The sequence below is a fragment of the Granulicella sibirica genome (assembly GCF_004115155.1).
GTDB classification, from domain to species: Bacteria; Acidobacteriota; Terriglobia; order Terriglobales; family Acidobacteriaceae; genus Edaphobacter; species Edaphobacter sibiricus.
On record NZ_RDSM01000001.1, the window covers coordinates 178445 to 202137 of the forward strand.

The 23693-nt window shown below is 61.7% G+C and carries 21 protein-coding genes; 17 read left to right on the forward strand and 4 right to left on the reverse strand.

Features of this window, described 5'->3' with window-relative positions:
• Positions 1-5: 5 nt before the first annotated feature.
• From GRAN_RS00705 to GRAN_RS00720, 4 genes are all read left to right on the forward strand, one after another.
• Positions 6-617, forward strand: coding sequence for a class IV adenylate cyclase (locus GRAN_RS00705; RefSeq protein ID WP_128911120.1), 612 nt, complete (start codon positions 6-8; stop codon positions 615-617).
• Between the two features lie 301 nt (positions 618-918).
• Positions 919-1161 (forward strand): energy transducer TonB, encoded by a 243-nt coding sequence (locus GRAN_RS00710; protein ID WP_277751203.1) that lies wholly within the window; start codon positions 919-921, stop codon positions 1159-1161.
• 43 nt (positions 1162-1204) lie between these two features.
• The gene (locus GRAN_RS00715; RefSeq protein WP_128911122.1) at positions 1205-2914 is read left to right on the forward strand and encodes a methyl-accepting chemotaxis protein; all 1710 of its coding nucleotides are present in this window, start codon (positions 1205-1207) and stop codon (positions 2912-2914) included.
• A 67-nt stretch (positions 2915-2981) separates the two neighbouring features.
• Positions 2982-4223, forward strand: a complete 1242-nt coding sequence (locus tag GRAN_RS00720) for a GAF domain-containing sensor histidine kinase (RefSeq protein WP_128911123.1) — start codon at positions 2982-2984, stop codon at positions 4221-4223.
• Between the two features lie 51 nt (positions 4224-4274).
• Here GRAN_RS00720 and GRAN_RS00725 read toward each other — a convergent pair whose 3' ends face one another.
• Complete coding sequence (locus GRAN_RS00725; RefSeq protein ID WP_128911124.1) at positions 4275-5252, reverse strand: energy transducer TonB; 978 nt, start codon at positions 5250-5252, stop codon at positions 4275-4277.
• A 370-nt stretch (positions 5253-5622) separates the two neighbouring features.
• Here GRAN_RS00725 and ileS point away from each other — a divergent pair, with 370 nt between their 5' ends.
• From ileS to GRAN_RS00775, 10 genes are all read left to right on the forward strand, one after another.
• Positions 5623-8649, forward strand: coding sequence for an isoleucine--tRNA ligase (gene ileS, locus GRAN_RS00730; protein ID WP_128911125.1), 3027 nt, complete (start codon positions 5623-5625; stop codon positions 8647-8649).
• A gap of 2 nt (positions 8650-8651) precedes the next feature.
• Positions 8652-9188: a signal peptidase II gene (gene lspA / locus GRAN_RS00735; RefSeq protein ID WP_241654252.1), complete on the forward strand. Its 537-nt coding sequence runs from the start codon at positions 8652-8654 to the stop codon at positions 9186-9188.
• Positions 9189-9237: 49 nt separating this feature from the next.
• The gene (locus GRAN_RS00740) at positions 9238-9483 is read left to right on the forward strand and encodes a type II toxin-antitoxin system ParD family antitoxin (protein WP_128911126.1); all 246 of its coding nucleotides are present in this window, start codon (positions 9238-9240) and stop codon (positions 9481-9483) included.
• On the forward strand, positions 9483-9797 hold the full coding sequence (locus GRAN_RS26870) for a type II toxin-antitoxin system RelE/ParE family toxin (RefSeq protein ID WP_128911127.1): 315 nt from the start codon (positions 9483-9485) through the stop codon (positions 9795-9797). The genes GRAN_RS00740 and GRAN_RS26870 overlap by 1 nt, the downstream gene beginning before the upstream one ends.
• A gap of 41 nt (positions 9798-9838) precedes the next feature.
• Complete coding sequence (gene uvrA, locus GRAN_RS00750; protein ID WP_128911128.1) at positions 9839-12880, forward strand: excinuclease ABC subunit UvrA; 3042 nt, start codon at positions 9839-9841, stop codon at positions 12878-12880.
• Complete coding sequence (locus tag GRAN_RS00755; RefSeq protein WP_128911129.1) at positions 12877-13194, forward strand: hypothetical protein; 318 nt, start codon at positions 12877-12879, stop codon at positions 13192-13194. Before uvrA ends, GRAN_RS00755 begins: the two co-directional genes overlap by 4 nt.
• Before the next feature lies 1 nt (position 13195).
• Positions 13196-14512 (forward strand): tetratricopeptide repeat protein, encoded by a 1317-nt coding sequence (locus GRAN_RS00760; protein ID WP_241654254.1) that lies wholly within the window; start codon positions 13196-13198, stop codon positions 14510-14512.
• 148 nt (positions 14513-14660) lie between these two features.
• Positions 14661-15149 carry a hypothetical protein gene (locus GRAN_RS00765; protein ID WP_128911131.1) on the forward strand — a complete coding sequence of 163 codons (489 nt, stop codon included), beginning with the start codon at positions 14661-14663 and terminating at the stop codon, positions 15147-15149.
• A gap of 42 nt (positions 15150-15191) precedes the next feature.
• Entirely contained in the window at positions 15192-15731 is a 540-nt protein-coding gene (locus GRAN_RS00770) for a hypothetical protein (RefSeq protein WP_128911132.1), read from the forward strand.
• 164 nt (positions 15732-15895) lie between these two features.
• Positions 15896-16582 carry a M48 family metalloprotease gene (locus GRAN_RS00775; RefSeq protein WP_128911133.1) on the forward strand — a complete coding sequence of 229 codons (687 nt, stop codon included), beginning with the start codon at positions 15896-15898 and terminating at the stop codon, positions 16580-16582.
• Positions 16583-16586: 4 nt separating this feature from the next.
• Here GRAN_RS00775 and GRAN_RS00780 read toward each other — a convergent pair whose 3' ends face one another.
• Positions 16587-17450, reverse strand: coding sequence for a prolipoprotein diacylglyceryl transferase (locus GRAN_RS00780; RefSeq protein WP_128911134.1), 864 nt, complete (start codon positions 17448-17450; stop codon positions 16587-16589).
• A gap of 147 nt (positions 17451-17597) precedes the next feature.
• Here GRAN_RS00780 and hpt point away from each other — a divergent pair, with 147 nt between their 5' ends.
• The 3 genes from hpt (at position 17598) to GRAN_RS00795 (ending at position 21292) form a co-directional block, all read left to right on the forward strand.
• Positions 17598-18188, forward strand: coding sequence for a hypoxanthine phosphoribosyltransferase (hpt, locus tag GRAN_RS00785; RefSeq protein WP_128911135.1), 591 nt, complete (start codon positions 17598-17600; stop codon positions 18186-18188).
• An 81-nt stretch (positions 18189-18269) separates the two neighbouring features.
• Entirely contained in the window at positions 18270-18626 is a 357-nt protein-coding gene (locus GRAN_RS00790) for a PadR family transcriptional regulator (RefSeq protein ID WP_128911136.1), read from the forward strand.
• A complete protein-coding gene (locus GRAN_RS00795; RefSeq protein ID WP_128911137.1) occupies positions 18626-21292 on the forward strand; it encodes an ABC transporter permease in 2667 nt (888 codons plus the stop codon). Before GRAN_RS00790 ends, GRAN_RS00795 begins: the two co-directional genes overlap by 1 nt.
• Before the next feature lie 55 nt (positions 21293-21347).
• Here the strand turns inward: GRAN_RS00795 and GRAN_RS00800 are convergent, their stop codons facing one another.
• Positions 21348-22412: an LLM class flavin-dependent oxidoreductase gene (locus GRAN_RS00800; RefSeq protein WP_241654255.1), complete on the reverse strand. Its 1065-nt coding sequence runs from the start codon at positions 22410-22412 to the stop codon at positions 21348-21350.
• Positions 22413-22464: 52 nt separating this feature from the next.
• A complete protein-coding gene (locus tag GRAN_RS00805) occupies positions 22465-23547 on the reverse strand; it encodes a hypothetical protein (RefSeq protein WP_128911139.1) in 1083 nt (360 codons plus the stop codon).
• Between the last annotated feature and the right edge of the window lie 146 nt (positions 23548-23693).

Below are 23693 nucleotides of genomic sequence, written 5' to 3' on the forward strand. Positions count from 1 at the left end.
CGTGTATGCAGAGCGCAGAGATCGAACTGAAGTTCCTGATTTCCGATATCGCCTCTCTCGAAGCCCGCCTCCCCGGCCTCGGCTTTCACCTCGACACCCCACGCACCTTCGAGGCAAACACGCTGTTCGATACGCCGGAGCGAAGCCTCCGCGGTAAGGGTCAGATCCTGCGGGTTCGCCAGTACGGTGACCTATGGACCCTGACCCACAAGCGCACGCCGGACGACGACGATCCGGAGTCGCGCTATAAGACACGCATTGAGACGGAGACGCACGTCGACGATGCGGAGGCGCTCGGAGAGATCTTCTGTCAGCTCGGCTACTCTCCGGTTTTCCGGTACGAGAAGTACCGCACCGAGTGGTCGCACAGCACGAACGAGGACCGCAATCCCTTGCACCTCGTCATCGACGAGACGCCGATCGGGATCTGGGGTGAGCTTGAGGGCCCGGTAAGCCGGATCGACTCGACGCTGGCGGAGCTTTCGATCGACCCGGCGACGTGCACGACGCAGAGTTACGGAAAGCTGTTTCTCGGGTGGAAAGAGCGGAACGAGAGTCCGGCGGAGAATCTCACGTTTGCCGAGATTGAAGCGCTGCAGCCGGCGGTTCGGGCCTGATCTTCGTTGCGTGGTTGGCGAACCAGAAGCCCACCTCAGCGCTCGAAGCAGTTTTTGCCCGGGCAGCTAGACCGCCACGGCGAAAGCCGTCCTTTTAAACGCAAGACTTGAGCTGAAGCGGACACTCCTAAAGCGGCTGTGCCCTGAGCCGATAGACCCTCTGTAGCCCGGAGGTGTCATCGCGATTCGGACTCATCTCCGGGCTGCTGCGTTATGGCTTGCGGCACTATGGCTTTCCGCCGTTTTCCTGCCGATCACTCGCGTCTTAGCCCAGGATGACGAAGAACCGAGGCGAGAGGTCATTCATACCGTCGCGCCAACTTACCCGGCGTTGGCTGCACGGATGCACATTACCGGATCGGTGCGGGTGGCGGTCGTCGTGCAGCCGAATGGCTTAGTGGCCAAGGCGCACGCGCTTTCAGGACATCCTCTGCTCGAACCTGCAGCGGAGCAGGCGGTCCGCAAGTGGAAATTCGCTCCGGGTCCGGGCTGGTCGAGCAATGTCGTCCAGGTTCGGTTCGCTTTCAACCAGAAGAGTAATTAGCCGCGCAGCGGTGGGGCCAGGACGGCGTAGCTGGGGACACAGGATGAATCTCGAAGCAAAGCTTGGTCTCAGCAGCGGCGTCCTGGTTTCGGCGATGCTTCTAAGCGCCATTATGGCGGACCTGAGTATTCGCAAGGCGGATCACCTCTCGGAAACCGTGACCACAAAGCAGGTGCCGCTGATCATGCTTATGCACGAGGTGGGTCGCGAACTCGCCGAGAGCATGCAGTCGCTGGAGTCATACATGCTGTTCGGGATCGATCCGAAAGCCTCCCGCCAGTTTCGGGAGTCGCACCGGGTGTCTCTTGAACGGGCGAATCAGGCGATTCTTCACTTCCATGAGCATCTCTCCGACGTCACCCTGCTGCCGGAAGACAGAGAGAGGCTGCAGAAAATCGAGGTGGGCATCGGGCGGCTCACGCAGATTGGGGAAGAGGTCGAGAGCGCGAACGAATCGCATACCGAAGCGGGCACGGCACGGGCTTACGACCTGATCCAGAACGAGGTGCTTGCGCTCGACGATTCGATGGACAAGCTTGTGGCCGACCTTACCGACTCCCAGGAGAATATTGCCTCCCAGGAGAATCTACAGTTGCGCCGACTGCATGAAGATGTGGTGATCACGCTTTGGTTGTGCACGCTGCTGACAGCGCTTCTCGGCGCGGCAGTCGCGGTGCTGCTGATCACTGAGATCACAAGGTCGCTGCGAACACTGACGGATCGAGCGAATGCCATTGCCAGCGGCGACCTGACCGGACATGACTTCCTCGATGTGTCGAACGACCAGATCGGATCGCTGGCGATCGCGATGCAGGAGATGCAGTCCAGCCTTTCCGCGATTATCGGAACCACGGTCGAAACAGCACGGACCCTCACGGCGAACGCCGACTCCATGCATCAGGCGAGCGACCTGATTCATCACCGGATCGACGAGCAGAGCCAGCAGACGCAGCACGCGGCCACCGCCATGCACGAGATGTCGACCTCGATTGACGAGGTATCGCGGCATGCGCGGTCGGCGGCGGATACGGCGAGAGCGGCGGCCCAGACGGCTCGAGATGGAGGGGCGATTGTGACCGAGATGCTCGGCTCGATGGCTGGAATTGCCAGCGCTGTCGATGAGACTTCGTCGTCGCTCGGGCTGCTTGGCGAAGATTCGAAAAGGATCTCCCAGATCGTTACGGTGATCGAGGAGATCGCCCGGATGACGAACCTGCTTGCGCTCAATGCGGCCATCGAGGCGGCGCGTGCAGGAGATCACGGTCGGGGTTTCGCGGTCGTGGCGGGCGAGGTGCGGCGGCTCGCCGAGTCGACGGCGCAGGCGACCGGGGAGATCGCCGGGATGATCCGGGGGATCCAGGGACGCACACAAGCCGCGATTGCGAGCATGGCCAGCGGGACCGCTGCGGTAAACCAGGGGGTCGAGACGACGCATCGGGCAGGAGAGGCGCTCGAAGGCATCATCGTGATGGCGGAGCGGGTGGACCGGATGATCGCGCAGATCGCGATCGCGGCCACGCAGCAGGCGGCGGCGGCCAACCAGTCGAGTGCGAGCCTGCATTCCATCTACTCGCTGAGCCGGGAGAACCTGGGGGAGATGGCGACAACGGCGGCGGGGGTCGAAAGCCTGCGCGCGACGGCCGTCCTGCTGGAACGGCATGTCGTTCGCTTTCACCTGCGTCCCGTGGCTGTCTCCGGAGAGCCTGGCGGTTCACCCACCGCTGCGGTGGAACGGGCGCTTCTTCCAGCTTGACGCTTCTTCCAGTTGAAAGGATAGGGGGGAGGGGGCACGCCTGTCTGTCGCGTGAGACACTCAGTCAATGTACGTCTCCCGCACAACAAAGCCTGGTTCGTCTGAGGAAGAGGCGCGACTGGCGGCGTTGAAGCGTTATTCGGTGCTCGACACCATGCCGGAGATGGGATACGACGATGTGACCCGGCTGGCGTCGTTCATCTGCGACACGCCGATTTCCCTGGTTTCGCTGGTTGATGCGGACCGGCAGTGGTTCAAGTCGGTCCAGGGGCTTCCGATCCGCGAGACGCCGCGCGAAGAGAGCTTCTGCGCGCTGACCCTTGGCACAGCGGAGACGCTGATCGTCGAGGATGCGACGGCCGACCCGCGGTTTCGCAACAACTCACTCGTCTTCGGAGACCCGAATATACGCTTTTATGCAGGCGCCCCGATCGTCGAACCGGGTGGCGAGGTCCTGGGAACGGTATGCGTGATCGACACCAAGCCGCGCGTGCTGGAACCGCGGCAGATCGCGGCTCTCGAGGCGCTTGCCCGGCAGGTCATGACGCTTCTGGAGCTTCGGCGCACGATCGATGACAATGCCCGGGCTGCGGCAAAGATGCAGACCATCGAGAAGTTGGCGGCGGTGGGACAGCTTGCAAGCGCGATGTCGCACGAGATCAATAATCCGTTGCAGTCGATGACGAACCTGCTGTACATGGCGGACGCGTGTGAGAACCGGGCGGATCAACAGGATTACCTGAGGAAATCGCAGGAGGAGCTGGCCCGTATCTCGCAGACTGTCCGGCAGACCCTACGCTTTCATCAGTCGTCGGAGAGGGCGGTACCGACAAGGCTCGTCGAGGTGGTCGAATCGGTGCTGACACTGTTCCGGAGTCGACTTGAGCATGCTTCGGTCGAGGTGAAGGTCAACGACACCCAGGGGGCGCTGTTGACCTGCTACAAATCCGACATCCACCAGGCGATCGCCAACCTTGTGAGCAACGCGCTGGATGCGGTAAACGGAAGGCCGGGAGGCAGGATCGAGGTGAGGGTCCGCACCATGAGTTCGCATTCGAGCGCGGGGCAGGGTGTGAGATTTACGATCGCTGACAACGGATGTGGGATGGACAATGCCACGCAAGGCCGGCTGTTCGAGCCGTTTCACTCGAACAAGGCGCCACGAGGAACGGGGCTTGGCCTTTGGGTGGTGAAAGGAATTCTTGAGAAGCACCAGGCGTCCATTCATGTCACAAGCCGGGACCGAGGGCAGACTCACGGGACGGTCTTCTCGATCTTCTTTCCGTTGAAGAACGGATGCACGGCATAGCAAAGGAAAAGGCCCGCAGCGAGGCGGGCCCTTTCGTTGCAACAGCGTTCGTTAGAAGATCTGGAAGTTGACCTCGACGTTCATCTCGACCGTCACGGGCTTTCCATCCTTGCGGGCGGGCTTGAACTTGTACTGGCGGACGGCTTCCATGGCCTTCTCGTCGAGCCCCATGCCAATTCCGCGAATGACACGGACGTGGGTCGGGTTGCCGTTCTGGTCGACCCAGAGGTAGACGAGGACGTTTCCGGCAACCTTGGCCTTGCGGGCTTCCTCGGAGAACTCGGGGTCGGGCATGGAGATGGGAATCGGGGCCGACACGCCGCCACCGATGCGCATGGCACCGCCGCCGGTGTTTCCGCCGGAACCCGCGCCTACGCCGGCACCGTTGCCGGAGCCGATGCCTGTGCCGCTTCCGTTGCCGAGACTGCCGGTGCCGACGATCGGCGAGTTCGGCATGCCAAGATTCGGCAGGGTGGAATTGGCCATCTTCAGGTCCTTCTGCATGATGACCGTCGGCTCGATGGCAATCTTGGGCTGCTCAAGCGGAGGAGCCTTGGGCGGGGTGATCTGCTCCTGGGCAAACTTGGGCAGGCGGCCCTGGGCCACCGGAGTGGGGCTCTTCTGTCCGCCGCCGCCACCCATGACGTTCGCTTTCGGCGGGATCTTCATCGGGGGAGGAGCTTCGAGGTTAGTGACAAGCGGCGGCGTAACAGGGGCGGAGAACTTCACCTTCTTCGCGACCAGGAAGAGGATCAGGGCGATGACCACGACGTGGGCCACGATGGCGACCGCGGTCGATTTGGGATCGCGCTTGACCGCCATGCGGTCAACGACTGCGATTGGCTTGGATTCGAGGACGAGAGGAGGAAGCTTTACCGGAAAGAAGACGTCGCGCACACTCGCGATCAGTGAGGCGAGGACTCCCTCTTCTTCTACAGGCTCTCCCCAGACGGGCACGTCAGCCGGGCGAAGCTGCGGTGCCGGATGGGTCTGCCCTTCTTCGGGTGGCGTCAATGTCAAATTTTCCATAGCCTGTTGCGCGCGATCGGCACCGGGCGACTGCCCTCCGTGCCATCCCTTCTCAAGTCTTCGTTCGGCTCCGGCCCCGGTCTTGTGCCAGGTTTGGACCCTGCTGCCATGCTACGTCTCGCCGCCACACGTTAGATTCGCACATCAATCTCTAGTTTACTAATATTTCACTCTTTCCGGCTGCGCGAGTGATCCCACGCTTGCTTGGACGTACCGGACCGGATATTGGACGCCTCAGGCTTGAGACGGTCAACAGCAATCCTGCCACGCAACCCGGATACAATAAAGGTTTGCGGCAAAGGCCGCCACTACGGCCCCGACCCAGCCGCCAGAATACGCAGCACGACGTTACCAGCGATACGAGGAAAGCATGCCGGACGCACCAAATACCCCCGAGTCCAAGCCACTGAAGGCCACGCTGAACCTGCCCCAGACGACCTTCTCCATGAAGGCGAATCTTCCGGTCAACGAGCCCATTCGCCTGGAGGCGTGGGCCAAAGAGGATCTCTACGGCCAGATTCGCGCCGCCCGTACCGGTTCGCCCAAATACATCCTGCACGACGGACCGCCGTATGCGAACGGTGCGATTCACCTCGGGCATGCGCTGAACAAGTGCATCAAGGACTTCGTGGTCAAGACGAAGACGATGGCCGGCTTCGACGCCCCCTACGTTCCGGGCTGGGATTGCCATGGGTTGCCGATCGAGATCAAGGTGGACGAGCAGCTTGGGCGCAAGAAACTTGACATGGACCCCGTGGCGGTCCGCAAGGCCTGCCGGGCCTATGCGGAGAAGTACGTCGACCTGCAGCGGTCGCAGTTTCAGCGGCTTGGGGTGTTCGGACGCTGGGACAACCCGTACAAGACGATGTCGTTCGAGTACGAGGCGGCAATCGTCGAGACGTTTTACGAGTTCTACGAGCGGGAGTTCGTCTACAAAGGCCTGAAGCCGGTGTTCTGGTGCATCCACGACCGCACCGCGCTGGCCGAAGCCGAGGTGGAGTACGAGCAGCACACCAGCCCGTCCATCTACGTGCGGTATGCGCTGACGGGCGACGCGACCGCCATCGATCCAGCGTTTGCCGATCTGAGTGGGCAAGCCGGACCGGTCTACACGATCATCTGGACCACGACGCCCTGGACGATCCCGGCCTCGCAGGCTGTAGCGTTCAATCCCGAGATGGAGTACGTCGCGCTGGCCTGCGCGGGTGGCACCTACATCATCGCCGAGGCGTTGCTTGCGTCGGTCGTTGCCGCGTGCGATCTGAAGTCGGCTGCGGCTCCCGATGAGGCGGCGACGCAGGCTGACGTTCTCGTTCGGTTCGCCGGAAGCCGCATGGAGGGTGCGACCTTCCAGCATCCCTTCCTTGACCGCTCGATCCTTGGAGTCAACGCGCCCTACGTGACGGCGGAACAGGGTACCGGCGCGGTCCACACATCGCCCGCGCACGGCGTCGATGACTTCTACACCGGCAAGCGCTACAACTTGCCGGAGCTTCAGTACGTCGACAACGCGGGGAAGCAGAAGAATACGAACGGGCAGCCCTATGAAGACCTTACCGTCTTCAAATCGAACCCGGTGATCACGGAGATCCTGCGGGAGTCAGGTGCGCTGCTGAGTGCATCGACCCTGCTGCACTCGTATCCCCACTGCTGGCGCTGCCACAATCCAGTGATCGTCCGCGCGACCGAGCAGTGGTTTATCGCGATGGAGACGCCGATGCACGCCGCGGTGTCCGAAGAGGAGACGCAGGAGGTCATTGCCGAGACCCTTGCCGCCGATCCCGACGCAACCGCTGTCGAGCTTCCGCCGACCCGGATGACAACGTTTCGGCAGAGGACGCTCGAAGAGATCAAGCGCGTGAATTGGGATCCCTCCTGGGGCGAGGAGCGTATCTCGAACATGATCGCGACACGTCCGGACTGGTGCATCTCGCGCCAGCGCATCTGGGGCGTGCCGATTGCCGTCTTCCTGTGCTGCAAGTGCAGCACGCCGCTGCGCAATCCTGCCATCAACGCAAAGGTCGTCGACCTCTTCCGCAAGGAGGGGGCCGATGCCTGGTACGTGCACTCTCCTGAGCAGCTTCTTCCGGCGGGTACGGCCTGCGCACAGTGCGGCAACGCCGATACGACGGAGTTCCGGAAGGAGATGGATATCCTCGACGTCTGGTTTGAGTCGGGTGCGAGCTGGCATGCGGTGCTCGACATCGAGCCCGAGCTTGAGTTTCCTGCCGACCTCTACACCGAGGGCGGCGACCAGCATCGCGGCTGGTTCCATTCCTCCCTGCTGACGTCGGTCGCCGTGCGTGAAGAGGCTCCATACAAGATGGTCGCCACTTCGGGCTGGACACTCGATGAGCAGGGGCGTGCCTTCTCGAAGTCGCTCGGGAACGGCGTCGACCCGGTGGATGTAGCGAAGAGGCTGGGCGGCGAGATCATCCGGCTTTGGGTGGCGTCGGTCGACTTCCGCGAGGATGTCGCCGCATCCGAATCCCTGATGCAGCGGGTGAGCGACAACTACCGCAAGCTACGCAACACGCTGCGCTTCCTCCTGAGCAACATCCACGACTTCAACCCGGCAACCGATGCGATCACGGAGTTTGCGAAGCTCGAGCCGCTCGACCAGCACATCCTTTCGCGAACGGCCGAGCTTGATGCGAAGATCCGGCACGCCTACGACACCTTCGAGTTTCACCGGGCGTACCACGCACTGAACGAGTACGTGAACACGGACCTTTCGGCGCTATACCTCGATGTCCTGAAAGATCGCCTTTATACGCTTGCCCCGAACGCTCCAGCAAGACGTTCCGCGCAGACCGCTTTGTGGCGCATCGCCGAGACGCTGACGCGCCTTGTGGCTCCGATCCTGAGCTTCACGGCGGAAGAGGTCTGGGCGCATCTGCCGAAGATTGAAGGGCGCGAGGCGAGCGTCCATGTGGCACTGTTCCCGAATATGCAGGACATCATTCCGGGCAGCGTGAAGCAGATCGAGGAAGACTGGAAGCAGCTTCTCGCAATTCGCGTTCCCGCGCTCAAGGCTCTCGAAGAGGCACGGAATGAGAAGCTGATCGGCAAGGGACTCGAGGCCTCGATCCGCTTTGAGGTCTCCGATTCCGATGCCGCAACGTATGACCTGCTTGCGCGCTACGGGGCGAGTCTTCCGGAACTGATGAACGTCTCCTCGGTCGAGGTAGCGCGCGTCTCGACGCTTGCCGGCGCGCCTCTGCTCGAGACGACTGCAAAGTTCGCAAGCGGAATCAAGTGCGAGCGCTGCTGGCGCTATACCGAAGATGTAGGCCAGGATGGCAGGTTTCCGACCGTGTGTGAACGCTGCTCCGAGGCCCTGATCGCCATCGGATATCCGCCGTACGACGCGCCGCCGAGCTCGGAGGCTGCCTGACCATGTCCACCTCTGAAACCACCATGCCTGACCACTTTGTCGAAGCACGCGGCACGGATCGCCGGCCGATCCTGTTTGCGATCGCCGCACTGATCATCCTGCTCGATCGACTGTCGAAACTGTGGATCATCGCCAATATCCGCTCGGGATACGGGAAGGTCATCATCCCGAATTTCTTCCGGCTGGACCATGTGTTGAACACAGGCGCGGCGTTCAGCATCTTCGCCGATTCCCTGTCGCCCCTTGCGGTGCGCTACTCGTTGATCGGCTTCTCAATCTTCGCGATCCTGGTCGTCGTGGTGATGATCTGGCGCGCGGGGCGGGTGATCACGCTCTCGACCGTCGCGCTGGCGCTCATTCTGGGCGGTGCGATTGGGAACCTCTACGACCGTATGGTTTACCTGCACGTCGTTGACTTTCTTGAGTTCCATATCAAGACGCACTTCTGGCCCAGTTTCAATGTGGCAGATTCGGCGATTGTGGTGGGGGCTTGCCTGCTTTTTCTGGAGATTTTGCTTCCTCAGAGGTCCGAGACCTAGCTCTTGCATTTTTCGACGCACCACTCCATGCTTCCTCAAGGAGTCTTCTATGGCAGCTATCTATCTCCCCGAGGATGTCCAGGCCGTCGTTGATGCGGAAGTGCGCGAACTCAAGCTTTCCGGTGCGGCGGAGTACGTGAGCCGCCTCATCCGTCAAGAACAGAAACGTCGGGCGAAAGAGCAGCTCGAGAACCTTGTGATCGAGGGGATCGAATCCGGTGACGAGGTCGAGATGACGGCGGAGTCCTGGCGTGAACTGCGCCTGGAGCTTCACAGGCAAGCCGGTATTGATTAGTGCGTGTCGTCGCCCGGCGTCCCAAGGCCATCCGCGACATCGAAGATCAGTGGTTTTACCTGCTTGAGCACGGGGGAGTTGGAGTTGCCGACCGCTTTCTCAATGCGATCGAGCAGACGGGAGCACTTCTCCTCTCTTCCCCAGAGATAGGCATGCCGTGTCATTTTGAGCGCCTACAGGCTGCCGAAGTACGGCGTTTTCCAATCACGCTCCCTTTCGGTAGATGGATTCTGTACTACCGTCCCACGGAACGCGGCATCAGCATGTTGCGCCTTGTTCATGGAAACCGCGATCGAAGAGGTTTCGTGCCTTGATTCGCAATCCGAGCCCATCTATCCGACAATAGAGAGTGGCCATGATTGAAGAAATAACCGAAGAGAAGCCCCTGACCTCTGCTCCCTCGCGTCCCGCTGCGATCGATCACATCACCATCCGCGGCGCGCGCACGCACAATCTCAAGGGCATCGACGTTGACATCCCGCATAATGCGCTGACGGTCGTCTCGGGTGTCTCGGGGTCGGGCAAGTCGTCCCTTGCGTTCGATACCGTATATGCGGAGGGCCAGAGGCGCTATGTCGAGTCACTGTCGGCGTATGCGCGTCAGTTCCTGGAGCGGATTGAGAAGCCGGACGTCGACCACATGGACGGACTGGCTCCGGCGATCGCCATCAAGCAGAAGAACCAGACGCGGAATCCGCGCTCCACCGTGGCGACGGCGACCGAAATCTACGACTATCTGCGGCTGCTCTACGCGCGATGTGGGACCGTGACATGCCTGCACTGCGGAGGCATCGTCAAGCGCGATACCGTCGACGAGATCGTGACGGCGCTGCTTGCGCTGCCGGAGGGTACGCGGACGTATGCCCTTTTTCCGATCGTGCGAGCCGAGATCAAGCTGGAGCCGATGCAGATTCCCACGGCTGAACCGGTTGTCACACCGAAGCCTGCGAAGACGGCGAAAAAATCCGCGAAGCAGACGACGACCAACATCGCAGCGCTTACCCTCACCGACACACTGAAGGAGCGTCTGCTGGAGCTGCGGCGGCGGGGCTACAACCGTCTTTATCAGCCTACGGAAGGACAGGGCGGAAACATCGTCGAGTTCTCCACGCCGGAGAGCCTGCTCGAGTTGAACTTCGATAAGCCAATCTTTGTGCTCGTCGATAGGCTGTCGCTCGCGCCTGACACACGCTCACGAATCGTCGACGCGATCGAGACCGGATATCGGGAGTCGGGTGAGATCCAGTTTCACACCGTGCCGCGTGAGGGGGAAGGCGAAGCCACACGGCTACGCTTCTCGGCCGCGTTCGAGTGCACTTCCTGCCATCGCGCTTATCGCGAACCCGAGCCAAGGTTGTTCTCGTTCAACAACCCATTTGGGGCGTGTCCGCGATGCCAGGGTTTTGGAAACACGATCGATTTCGACCCCAATCTCATTATTCCGGATCAGTCGAAGTCGCTCGACAACGACGCCATCGCGCCATGGGCTTCGGGCAAGTACCGGCCGTTTCATGGCGAGATGAAGCGTGCGGCGAAGGCGGCGGGCATTCCGACGCACGTTCCCTGGTACGACCTCACGCCGCAGCAGCAGGAGTTCATCCAGGAGGGGCGTGGGAGCTATCCGGGTATTCGAGGGTTCTTCGCCGATCTGGAGAAGAAGAAGTACAAGCTGCACGTGCGGGTCTTCCTCTCGAAGTATCGCGGCTACGCCACATGTCCGGAGTGCAAGGGGACACGCCTTCGCGCCGAGGCACGGGCGGTCCTGCTCAGCGACCGCAATATCTGCGAAGTAAGCGCGCTGACCATAACGGCGGCAAGCGCGTTCTTCGATTCGCTCGAGCTCTCCCCGGCGCAGACGGAGATAGCGGGCAAGATCCTCGAGGAGGTCCGGCAGAGGACGCACTTCCTGCACCAGGTTGGGCTCGACTACCTGACGCTCGATCGGCTTGCCAGCACCCTCTCAGGCGGCGAGGCGCAGCGCATTCAATTGGCGACGTCGCTTGGCTCGCGGCTGGTTGGTGCGCTCTACGTACTGGATGAGCCGTCCATCGGGCTGCACACGCGCGACACCGCCAAGCTCATTCACATCATGGAAGAGCTGCGCGACCTCGGCAATACGATCCTCGTGGTCGAGCATGATCCCGACGTCATTCGCGCCGCTGACTATCTGCTCGATCTCGGCCCCGGGGCCGGTGAGCTTGGCGGGCAGCTTCTTGCCGCCGGAACGGTTGCCGAGGTCACGGCGAATCCAAACTCCATCACCGGCAAGTACCTCTCGGGACGCCTGACGATTCCGGTTCCGAAGCATCGGCGCGAGCCTGGACGGGAGCACCTCAAACTGACCGGGGCGCGCATTCACAACCTGCGTGGAGTCGATCTCGACATTCCGCTCAACCTGCTCTGCTGCGTCACCGGCGTGTCAGGATCGGGCAAGTCGACGATCGTGCACCAGGTGCTCTATCGCGCGCTCATGCAGGCTCTCGGCACGCCGGAGGGATCGGGTGACCCGGCACACCTCTATCGCGAGCTTTCAGGCGTGCAGCATCTGAACGAGGTCATCCTGGTCGATCAGTCGCCCATTGGGCGCACACCTCGATCGAACCCCGTCACGTATATCAAAGCGTTCGATGACATTCGCGCGCTCTTTGCCGCGCAGCCGGATGCGAAGCGAAAGAACCTGAGCGCAGGCAGCTTCTCCTTCAACGTCCCCGGTGGCCGATGCGATGTGTGCGAGGGCGACGGAACGGTGACGGTCGAGATGCAGTTTCTCGCCGACATCGAGCTTCCCTGTGAGGAGTGCGGGGGCACACGCTACAAGAACACCGTGCTCGACGTGAAGTACCGGAACAAGAGCATTCATGACGTGCTCAACATGACCGTCAAGGAGGCGCTGGTCTACTTCGCCGGACACCCGAAGATCATCGACAAGCTCGCCGTGCTCGACGAGGTCGGGCTGTCGTATGTGCGGCTCGGTCAATCGGCCACGACGCTTTCTGGCGGTGAGGCACAGCGCGTAAAGCTCGCCTCTCATCTCGCCACGGCGCGCAGCATCCAGAACCGCGGAGGCGCGAGTACGAACGAGGCTGCCAAGAAAGCCGCCAGCCGCACGCTTTACATACTCGACGAGCCGACAACCGGGCTTCACTTTGACGACGTGCAGAAGCTACTCGCGGCTTTCCGGAAGCTGATCGACGGCGGCGGTTCGCTCCTTGTGATCGAGCACAATCTCGATGTGATCAAGTCGGCCGACTGGGTGATCGACATGGGCCCTGAAGGCGGAAGCGGCGGTGGGCAGATCGTCGCCGAGGGCACACCGGAAGAGATCGCCGCGAACCCTGCGAGCCACACGGGGCATTGGCTCGCGCCAGTGCTTGGACTCGCGAGTGTGAACCGGTGAATGTCTGGGCAACGGATCGCGTGATCGAAGGCCGGGTCGCGACCCAGGCAGACGTCGACAGCAGAAAGTGCGTCTTCTTCATTCCGGATCACCGCAGCCTGCGATACGCCCTTGGGCATGCCCTGCCTGTCGCCGCGAAGATTACCCGGCCCAACGATGGCTCATCGTTCCCGGCTCACGGAACTCTTGTGCAGATCGTGCAGGCGGAGATTGTCGACAAATACGAGATCCTGCTGGGATTCGTGACCGATGAGATGGAAGGAGTCTGCACCCTTGAGGACGCGGAGATTCTCAATGGAGTGGAGTCAAACTGACATGAGCAGACGCATCGGTACGATTCTCTTCCTCGGGCTTCTCTCCGCGTCGGCCGCTCTCCATGGCCAGGCTACCGCGGGTACCACTGACGCCTCATCCACCGCACCCGATCCTCAAGCCAAACTCCGCGAGGATGCCAACGACGCGCTCGAGAAAGGAGAGTATCCCCGGGCACTCAAGTTGCTGTCCTCACTCGCCGAGCAGAATCCGAAGGATGCGCATCTTCTCTACGACCTGGCCTACACACAGGATGCGCTCGATCAAACCTCGAACGCGGAAGCCTCCTACCGCGCCGCTATCGGCGCTGACGCCACGCTGATCGAGCCGCATCTCGGTCTCGGTCTTCTGCTTGCGCGGACCGGACACGCTGACGAGGCGCACGCCGAGCTTTCGACGGCAGCCGGTCTTCCTGCGGAGAACCCAGCCCTGAAGGCCCGGGCCTACCGCGCACTTGCACGGCTTGATCTGAAGTCGAGCCCCGCCGCCGCCCGCGACGAGCTTATCCTCGCGCTCAAACTCTCGCCCGAGACTCCGGAAGACACCGAGATGGCCGCCGAACTCGCCGAAGCCGCGGACGATCCGGCAGAGGCCGAGAAAGCATACCGGCACACTCTCGCCGAGACTCCGAACGACCCTTCGGCCTCGGCCTCGCTTGCGCGTTTGCTGTCTCACAGCAATCCCACCGAGGCCCAGTCCATTCTCAACTCGGCGCTCGTCGCCCATCCGGACGCGCCTGCCCTGACCGCACAGCTTGCCGCGCTCTATGGCGCACGGGGTAAGTTCGCGGATGGCATCCCCCTTGCCGAGAAGCTCCACGCCTCGAACCCGAACGAGCCTGCCGTCACGCTTCTGCTGGCGCACCTCTATGCGCAGTCCGGAGATGCCGCGAAGGCCGATCCGCTATACGCTGCGCTCATCGAGGCAAAGCCGGACGCGGGTCTGCTCGATGACCGTGCCGACGTGCTGATCAAGCTCCGTCGCTACGCCGAGGCGGAGACATTGCTGAAGCGCGCCCTGGTCGATCCCGCCGCCTTCGCCACAAAGGAGGACTACGGTGTGGCAGCCTCGCACCTCGCGTTCGCGGCCTCGAACAACAATGATCCAATGACGGTCTTGCATGCGCTCTCGCTTCGTGCTACAGTCCTGCCACAGTCTCCCTCAGCTCTGTTCCTGGCGGCGACCGCTCACGACAAGCTTCATGAAATCAAGCAGGCAGCCGATCTGTACAATCAGTTCCTCGCGGCGGCCAATGGCAAGTTTCCTGACGAAGAGTTCGAGGCCCGTCACCGGCTCGTGACTCTGGCTCACATGCACTAACTGCTTCCCTCAAGCAACACCAGAGCCGGATGAGCTGTCGAAGGTAAAAAAGACAAGCCCACAGCACTGGCAAGCGCTCCGCAGCACGGCCCCGGCGAACCGTCCAGGACCGAAGTTCCTTCCTCGCGCAGATGTCTCGAGGTGCACCATGCGATTCAAGGTCAGACTCGCAATCCGTTCCGTAGCCGTTCCCACAGTAGTTTTCCCCGCTCTCGTCCTTCTTCTGGCGGTTCCCTCTTGCCGCGCCGCGGCGGGCGACGTCATCCTCGACTCGCAAGGTATCGCCCAGCTTGAAGCCCGCGCCGCCTCGGCGAACCCGCGTGAGCAATGCTTCCTGTATACGGAACTGATACACAACATGACCGAGATGGCCGGCAAACAGATGCTGGATGGTGACGTCGAACACGCCAGCCAGACGCTGAAGCGGGTTGAGCAGTATGCCCACCTCATCCACATGGGCCTGGCCAGGGACACCAAGCGCCTGAAGAACGCCGAGATGCTGATGCACAAGACGACCTATCGCCTCTCCGGCTATCTCCACGCTGCCTCCAGCGAAGATAAAGAGACGCTCGAGGCGACACTGAAGCAGTTGGATCACGTCCAGGGCGAACTGCTCGACCAGGTCTTCAGCCACTAGTGCTGCGATGCGACGGCTGATGTAAGCTTTTTTCAGATCCTCATGCTGAGCCGCGTCTTCCTTACCGCTCTTCTTCTATTTTTCACCCCGATCCTCCGCGCCCAGGCGCACGAGTCCGCTCTCTCCGAAAAAGAAGTCGAGATTCTGCGAGAGACGGCTTACGTCGCCTCCGACCGCGTGCTTGCCTTCGTGAAGTTCCTCGACGAGCGCTCAAATTCCATCCAGCAGCTTGCCACGAAGCCTCGCCGCCCGGGCCGCGAGGAGGATATCCACGACTTGTGTGAGCAGTTCACCTCGATCGCCGATGAGCTGGACGACAATCTCGATGACTATGGCCCGCGCCACAGGGATATTCGGAAGTCGCTGCCGAAGCTTCTGGCCGCGACCGATCGATGGGCCACCGCATTGAAGACGCCCGCCGACAACGAGGCTTATAACGTGAGCCGGAAACTAGCCCTTGAGGCTGTCCGCGATCTGCGCGAGTCCTCGACGAAGCTCATCGAAGAGCAAAAAGCCTGGTTCCTGGCCCATCCTCCCCCGAAAGATGAGCCCGCGCATGCATACGAGGAACGTCCCCACTGAGCCGCCGCCCGTCCATTCGCGACTTCTTTCAACGCCTTTTTCCGGCGTTCGCCCCCGAAGCCGAGCTCCTTACAGCTCCGCCGGAAGTGGCGAAGAAGCCAGCGGCCAGACGCAAACGTACGTCTTCGAATCCACAGCCGCCGCGTGTTAAGCTCACAAAAGCCGTGCAAGCTCCCCTGGTCCAGATCTTCGAAGAACGGTATCGCGAACTTCGACCGCGCGCTCCCATTCCCCCACTCGACATCCGCTTCCGCCGCTTCACCTCGCTGAACACGACGATTCGCCTGCGCGAGGGAAACCTGCATGTGCGGCTATCAGACCTGCTCGAGCATGCGCCCGAGACCGTGCATCACGCCATCGCGCATATCCTGCTGGCGAAGCTGTACAAGAAGCCCATCGAGCCCACGCACGCCGATCGCTACCGTCGCCACGTCTCGTCCGAGGCGATTTCGAAGCAGGCGGAGCACATCCGGCAGACGCGTGGGCGCAAGCGCATCACGACTCCGGAAGGGCACTTCTACGATCTGAACGAGGTCTTCGAGAGCCTGAATGCGCGGTTTTTCCACGGTCTGCTTGGGAGGCCGACGCTGACCTGGTCGGCACACCACGCGCGCCGCATGCTTGGGCACTACGACGCGGCGCACAACACCATCGTCGTCTCACGCGTCTTCGATCGGCCGGATACGCCGCGGTGCGCGGTCGAGTACCTGCTGTACCACGAGATGCTGCACCTGAAACACCCGGTGCGCGTGAAGGCCGGGCGCCGCTGCGTCCACTCACGCGAGTTCCAGGCGGAAGAGAGGCTGTTCCCGCAGCTCGAGGAAGCCAAGGCTTACCTGAAACTCCTCTAGGCGATCAGGAGGCCGCGACGGCCTCGATCTCCATCGGCGGGGCCACCTTCACGTCCTTCTTACTTGCCCAGACCATGACGACGATACCCACAACCACGCTTCCCAGAGCCGCTGTCTGCGCATTGCTCATGCCGAAATAGAGCTTCGGGTTGATGCGAACGAACTCAACCAGGAAGCGCCCGATGCCGCTCAGCACCAGGTAGAGGCCGGTTAGCCAGCCCAGTGGAAGAACCTTGCGGCCCAGCCTCCAGAGCACCCAGCCGATTGCCAGCGCGAACAGGAACTCGTAAATCGGAGTCGGCTGCACGAGCGCATCCGGTGGTGTCGGCGGCACGAGCGCGTTTCTCGCCATGTGAACACCCCACGGAAGCGTCGTGTTCTTGCCGTAGTCGCCATCGCCCGAGGTGAGGCAGCCGATGCGGCCAATGCCATACCCAATAGCCGCTGCCGGGGCAGCCAGGTCGAGCATGCGCACCGACGCCCACCAGCCCGACATTCCATCCGGCCGCGCCTCGCGGCCCTGCCACATCAAAGTTGCAATACCAGCCAGAAGCCCACCGAACCAGGCCACACCTGACTGAAAATACCGCAGAAACCCGGTGAGAACTTCGAAAGGATGATGCCATCCCGGAAGCGCAATCTGCCGCATCGCCTCGACCAGCGCCGGAACATCCTGCAGTTCGTGCCACGTCTTCGCGCCGAGAACACCGGCCACCGTAACCAGCGTCACGACGTTCAACGCATCCGCATCCACACCATTGCGGAGGAAGTTCTTGTGCAGCACGATGCCGCCAGCTACCGCCGCCAGCCAGAGGAACAATCCAAACGTCCCGAGATGCAGCGGCCCTACATGGATAAACGGATACATAAACCTCGTCCCCGCTGACGTACGCGGCAACCTCAAGTATAGAACGTTCGGCCTCGCGTCAAACGCGAAACCCGTCGCAATAGGAGCACCGCGATCCCCCTCGATCCGGCCTTTCCCCACAGCTTCATCCGCGATACCCTATTCCTCATGCCCACCAGCAAGACAGTCCAGCCGCCCTCCTTCCCACCCGCCTCGACCATGGAGGTCCTCTTCTCGCAGGAGGCGATCGCCGCCCGCGTGAAGGCGCTGGGCGATCAGATCTCCGCCGATTACGCCGCGGAATCGGATAGCCAGCACCCCATCGTCCTGATTGGCGTTCTCAAGGGTGCGGCGATCTTCCTGGCTGACCTCGCGCGCTCGATTCAGATCTCGAACACCTTCGACTTCGTCGCCGTCTCCAGCTATGGCCGCGCCCGTGTCTCTTCCGGAGCCGTCAAGCTCATCAAGGACATCGACAACCCCATCGAGGGCAAGCACGTGATCCTGGTCGAAGACATACTTGATACGGGACTCACTCTGAGCTATCTTCGCGGCCTCATGCTCCAGCACAAGCCTGCCTCGTTGAAGATCGCGACCTGCCTCGACAAGCCCGAACGCCGCCTCGTTCCCATCGAGGCCGACTACGTAGGCTTCAGCATCCCCAACCAGTTCGTGATCGGCTACGGCATGGACTACGCCGAGATCTATCGCAACATTCCGGACATTCGGCTGTACCCGGAAGAGGCCGTCGGCCACTAGTCCTTTTGCGACCAGACTCTTCCCCTTGAAATCTTAGGGGAGCCGTGTGATACTCCCCTTGAAAGCTAAGGGGAGTATCCGTTGAAGCAAACCGAACTCGACATCATCCGCGGCACGCTCGACCTGCTTATCCTCAAGACGCTGAGTTGGGGGCCGCTGCATGGGTACGCGATCGTCAGCGCGATCCGCCAACAGACCGACCACGCGCTCCTGGTCGAGGAAGGCGCTCTGTATCCGAGCCTCTACCGCATGGAAGCTAAGAAGTGGATTGTCGCGGAGTGGGGGCTGTCGGAAAACAATCGGCGCGCAAAGTACTACAACCTCACTCCGGAAGGACGTCAGCGTCTGCACGCCGAGGTGAAGACGTGGCACTCCTACACGGAAGCCGTCACCAAGGTCCTTCAGGCTACGCAGCGGCCAGCGCCGGAGAACGCGTGATGCCGAAGACACCGATGTTCCGCCGGTATCTTCGCTTCTTCGGTCCGAACCCCGAGCAGGACGTCGAGGACGAGTTCACCTTTCACCTTGCAACGAAGGTCGACGAACTCATCGGTCAGGGGATGACACGCAAGGCCGCGGAGGCTGAAGCTGCGCAAGCCTTCGGCGATATCCGCAAAGTGCGCGAAACGTGCCGCCAGCTTCAGAGCCGGAACGATGCCCAGGCTCGCCGGTCAGACTACCTCTCGGGGTGGGGGCAGGACGTGGTCTATGGCTTTCGCCAGCTCTGTCGCCGATGGCCCACGACGCTGCTCGCGGTGCTGACACTTGGCATCGGCGTCGGGGCCGTCGGAGCGGTCTTTGGGGTCATCCATGCTGTCGTGCTCCGTCCCCTGCCCTTCGCGGATCCGGCAGGGATCGTCACCGTCTGGTCGACGCGCGAGGGGCGCGACGATGTCGTTACCCCACGCAACTTCGATAGCTGGCGGCGGGACACGCACTCGTTCCGGCAGCTCGCGGCTCTGGAACAATCGACATTTACTTTCTCGGAAACCGGGTCGAGCACGCAAGTGACGGGAGGAGCGATCACGTCAAACTTCTTTCCCGTCTTCGGCGTCGCTCCTGAGCTTGGCCGGACCTTCACGGCGGAAGACGACACACCACCGCGGCAGCACCTTATCGTCCTCAGTCATCGCTTCTGGCACGATCGATTCTCGGGCGATCCTTCCGTTCTCGGAAGGGAGATTCATCTGGACCGCGAGCCATACACCGTCATCGGCGTCATGCCCGCGAGCTTCGATCTCCGTCCCAACGCGGAGCAGTTCTGGGTTCCTCTTGGACTCAGCGGGCAGGAGATGAACTGGACGGGAGGGGTTCTGTATGTCTTCGGGCACCTTCAGCCAGGTGTCACGCTGCGCCAGGCCCAGGCAGAAATGAATGTTCAGGCACGTGTCCTCGAAGCGCGCTATCCCGAGATGAACCGTGGCCGCACCATCCGCGTCGGCGAATTCGCCGCGGACCTCATCGGCGACTATCGACGCCAACTCTTCCTTCTCCTCGCGGCCGTCTCTTCCGTCTTCCTCATTGCGTGCGCGAACGTCGCCAACCTGCTTCTTGCCCGCGCGACAGGCCGCACCCGCGAGCTCACGATCCGCGCCGCTCTCGGGGCTTCGCGCACTCGTCTTCTTCGCCAGTTCCTTACCGAAAGCCTTCTGCTCGGGCTTGCTGGCGCGGCTGCCGGAGTTCTCTTCGCCTATACCGGCATCCGATTGGCACGGCAGCTTGGAGGCGCTGCCATCCCACGTCTCGGCGAAGCGGGCATCGATCCCACGGTCCTTCTCATCCTTCTCGGTCTCGCCGTCTGCTGCGCGCTTCTGTCCGGAACGCTTCCTGCCCTGCGTGCTTCCCGCGTCGACGCTCAGGGAGCCCTGGTCCAGGGTGGACGAAGCGTCGCCGGGCTCGCTCGCGATCGCACGCGCAACCTATATATCGCCGTCGAGGTTGGGCTCGCGCTTGTGCTGCTGGCCGCCGCCGGTCTGCTCATCCGTTCGGCTATTGCCGCTCAGAATGTCCATCCGGGCTTCGAGCCCGCACAGGTGATCGCGGGGCGAACGTCCCTGCCTTCAACCGGGTACGCCACCGCTCCACAGATCGTGACAGCTTATGAGCGAATCCTAGAAACGCTCGCCGCACAACCCGGGGTCCGTTCCGCCGCGCTTACGTCCAAGGTTCCGCTCAGTACGAGCACGCTGGGCCTGAACCTGAAGCCGGACGTGACCTCGCCGCCGCAAGCCAACGAAGCGTCTACCGAGATGCAGTATGTGAGCCCATCGTACTTCGCCACGATGCAGATTCCTCTTGTCCAGGGGCGCGTCTTCAGTCCGCAGGACCGCACGGGGACAGCCCAGGTAGTCATCGTGAACCAGACGCTCGCCAAACGGCTATGGCCCGGGCGCGAAGCGGTGGGCCAGCAGATGCGGCTTCCCGATCTTGACCCCGTGTCGCCGCTCCGTGAAGTCGCTGGAGTTGTGGCCGACGTGCACGAAAACGGGCTGATGGTTTCTCCCCCAGCCGTGGTCTACCTCCCGATCGCTCAGGTGCCGCTGAACCCGTGGCACTGGTCCGAGCAATCGCTCTATCTTGTCGCCCGCACCCGGACAGGGACCGTCGCCGGACCCGAACTCCTGCGCTCGGTCCTGCAACAGGTCGACTCCGAACTTCCCCTCGGCGATACGCTCACGATGGATCAGCGCCTTGCGCGATCGATCGCCTCGGCACGTTTCTACAGCCTTGTTCTCACGATCCTGGGACTCTTTGGCCTTCTGCTCACCGCCGCGGGAATCTATGGAGTCGTCGCCTACTTCGTGAGCCGGCAGCGCGCGGAGATCGGCATCCGCATGGCGCTTGGATCTACCCGATCCGGAGTGATGCTCTACGTGGTTCGCCAGGGAATGCAGCCCGTTCTCTCAGGAATCGCCGCTGGCGTCGCGGCGTCTTTTCTCGTATCGGCGATTCTGAAAGCCCAGCTTTACGGCGTTGCGACGAACGACCCTCTTACCTTGATCGCCGTCGCAGCGCTGCTTGTGGCGGTCGCATCGGTCGCCTGTTACCTGCCCGCACGGCAGGCTTCGAAGATCGATCCAATGATCGCCCTGCGGAGCGAATAGCCGGCGGACGCACAGAGTTCAGACGGACGGACGGGCTCAGACGGACGCAAGGAGTTCAGACAAACGCAACAAGGCCGCGCGACGCAGCTTCGCTTACACCCAGGCCGCCGAACGCACCCGCCAGGAGTTCATAGCTGCGGAGTCGCTTCGCGTGATCCCACACGATAGTGTTCACGATCAGCTCGCCGATCTCCAGCTCTCGCGCCATGGCTGTAAGCTCTTCCGCGACCCTGTCCGGAGTGCCGACGAAGTAGCGAGGAAACTCCCCTTCCTCTGCCGGAAGGGATCCCCACAGCTTCAGTTCCTGGAGCGCGTCTTCGGGAGAGGCCACCGGCCTCCGGTCGTTCTGCCGAATCCTGACCTGCAAAAGTCGAACGCTGGAGGCGAGATACTCGGCCTCTTCCTGCGTCTCGGCTGCAATGACACCGACGGCCACCGTGGCCTCGGGCCGTTCTTTTCGCGTTCCCGGGCGGAAGGCCCTTTGGTATTGCTCGATGGCCGCGCGCGTCGCCACCGGCGAAAAGAAATGCGCGAACGCATAGGGAAGGCCGAACTCCACGGCAGCCGCGGAGCTCCACATGCTCGAGCCGAGCATCCAGACATCGGGTTTGCCCGCTGTGTCGGGAGACATCTTCAGCCGGGAGAACGGGTGCTCCTCAGGAAAGCCCTTATCCAGGAATGCAAGGAGTTCTGAGACCTGCTCGGGGAAATCGTCTACAGACGGCGCCTTCCGATTTCGCTTCAGCGCCATCGACTCCAGAGGGCCGCCGCCGGGAGCGCGCCCGATGCCAAGGTCGACGCGGCCCGGGTAGAGCGCTTCCAACGTTTGAAAGACTTCGGCCACCTTCAGCGAGGTGTAGTGCGGCAGCATGATCCCCCCGGAACCGATCCGGATGCGCTTCGTCTCAGCCCCGATCCGCGCCAGCATGATCTCCGGCGCGGAGCAGGCAAGAGTGTCCATCGCGTGGTGCTCCGACATCCAGAAGCGGTTGTACCCGAGCGCATCCACACGTCTCGCAAGCGAGATCGAGTTCTGCAACGCATCCGCCGGAGTGCTTCCCGCAGGAACCGGCGCCTGATCCAACACTGACAACCGCAACCCCGTACCAAAGGTGTCCATACCCATCAGATGATCCAGGCAGGAAATAGACGCATGGCCAAAACAAGCCAGATCAGTCCTTCGAGCCCTCGTCCTTGCTCTTCTCCTGCGGCTTGATCGTGCTGCGGACGACCATGAACTTGTTCAGAAGATCGAACCAGAATGGCGCGCCGAGCGAAAGCGCGGCTCCGGTCAGAAGCCAGCCGATAAAGAGATACACCTTCTCCATGTTTCCGTCTGGCAGTTTGAAAAAGCCGCTTTTCCACCCAACCGGAAGTAAGGCAGCATTCGCCACGCTGTCGAACGCCTTCGCTGAGTTGGTCAGCTTGTTGTAGAGGGCCAAATCGCCAACTTCTTTGGAGTCAGGGCTCGTCGATGGATCGGTGTTCACCGTAGTCGCGCTGTAGGATGAAGCCGCGCTGACCATTGCCTGGCGAACATCACGATCGGTATAGAGCGCTCGGGCAACACGGATCGAATCGACATTGAAGGTGACGGCAAGGATGATGCCGATGCAGAGCAGGATTTTTTGCGTGTAGCGCTTGTACCAGCCGGACGCCCGGTCCATGCCGTCGTTGTACCAGCTTTCGAGATGCGTCTGGAAGCTCTCGAGGTCTAACTTGGCACTGACCGCAAGCGAAAACAGCGCCTCCCCTGCCTTATTCTCCTCGTACTTCCAGTAATGCTCGGCAAGAGAGTTCGCGATCTGCTTCATCGTCTCATCCCCGGTCGCCTTGTTTCGATTGAGGATATCGATCACGGCCAGAGCAAAGGTCCGGGCCGGAATGTAAGCAGGCAGAAGCATCGGATCGCTCACCACGGTCACCGGCTTATCCGGCTCAATCCCGATGAGGAATCGGAGCACCTTCCGTATCGCGTTTCCCAGAAGCTTCACCGATCCCGTCTTCTTCCCCGAATCCTTCTGCGGATCGGAATACAGTCCACGCACGAGGCCGTGATCGTAGATTGCATCCACCAGGTCCTTCCCCCAGATGGAGTCGCCCGACACCAGGCTGCGGATGCCACGTTCCAGGTTCGCCGCGCGGAGTTGCAGAAACGTCGAGATGATTTCCTGAACCACGGAGGCGATCAGGCTAAGCAGAAGATAGACAAACGACATTCCGATTGCGACGTCCAGAACGACCGACCCAAGCATTGACTCTCCTCGAAAACGACGTTTGACTCCATCCCATACGCGGACCGTTTGTATCGGCCCCCTTCCATCCTGTCAACACAATTCCCTTCCACCTTCGAGTTCTGAATTGCTTCACCTTTCCTTCGCTAAACTGAAAGCTGCGGACG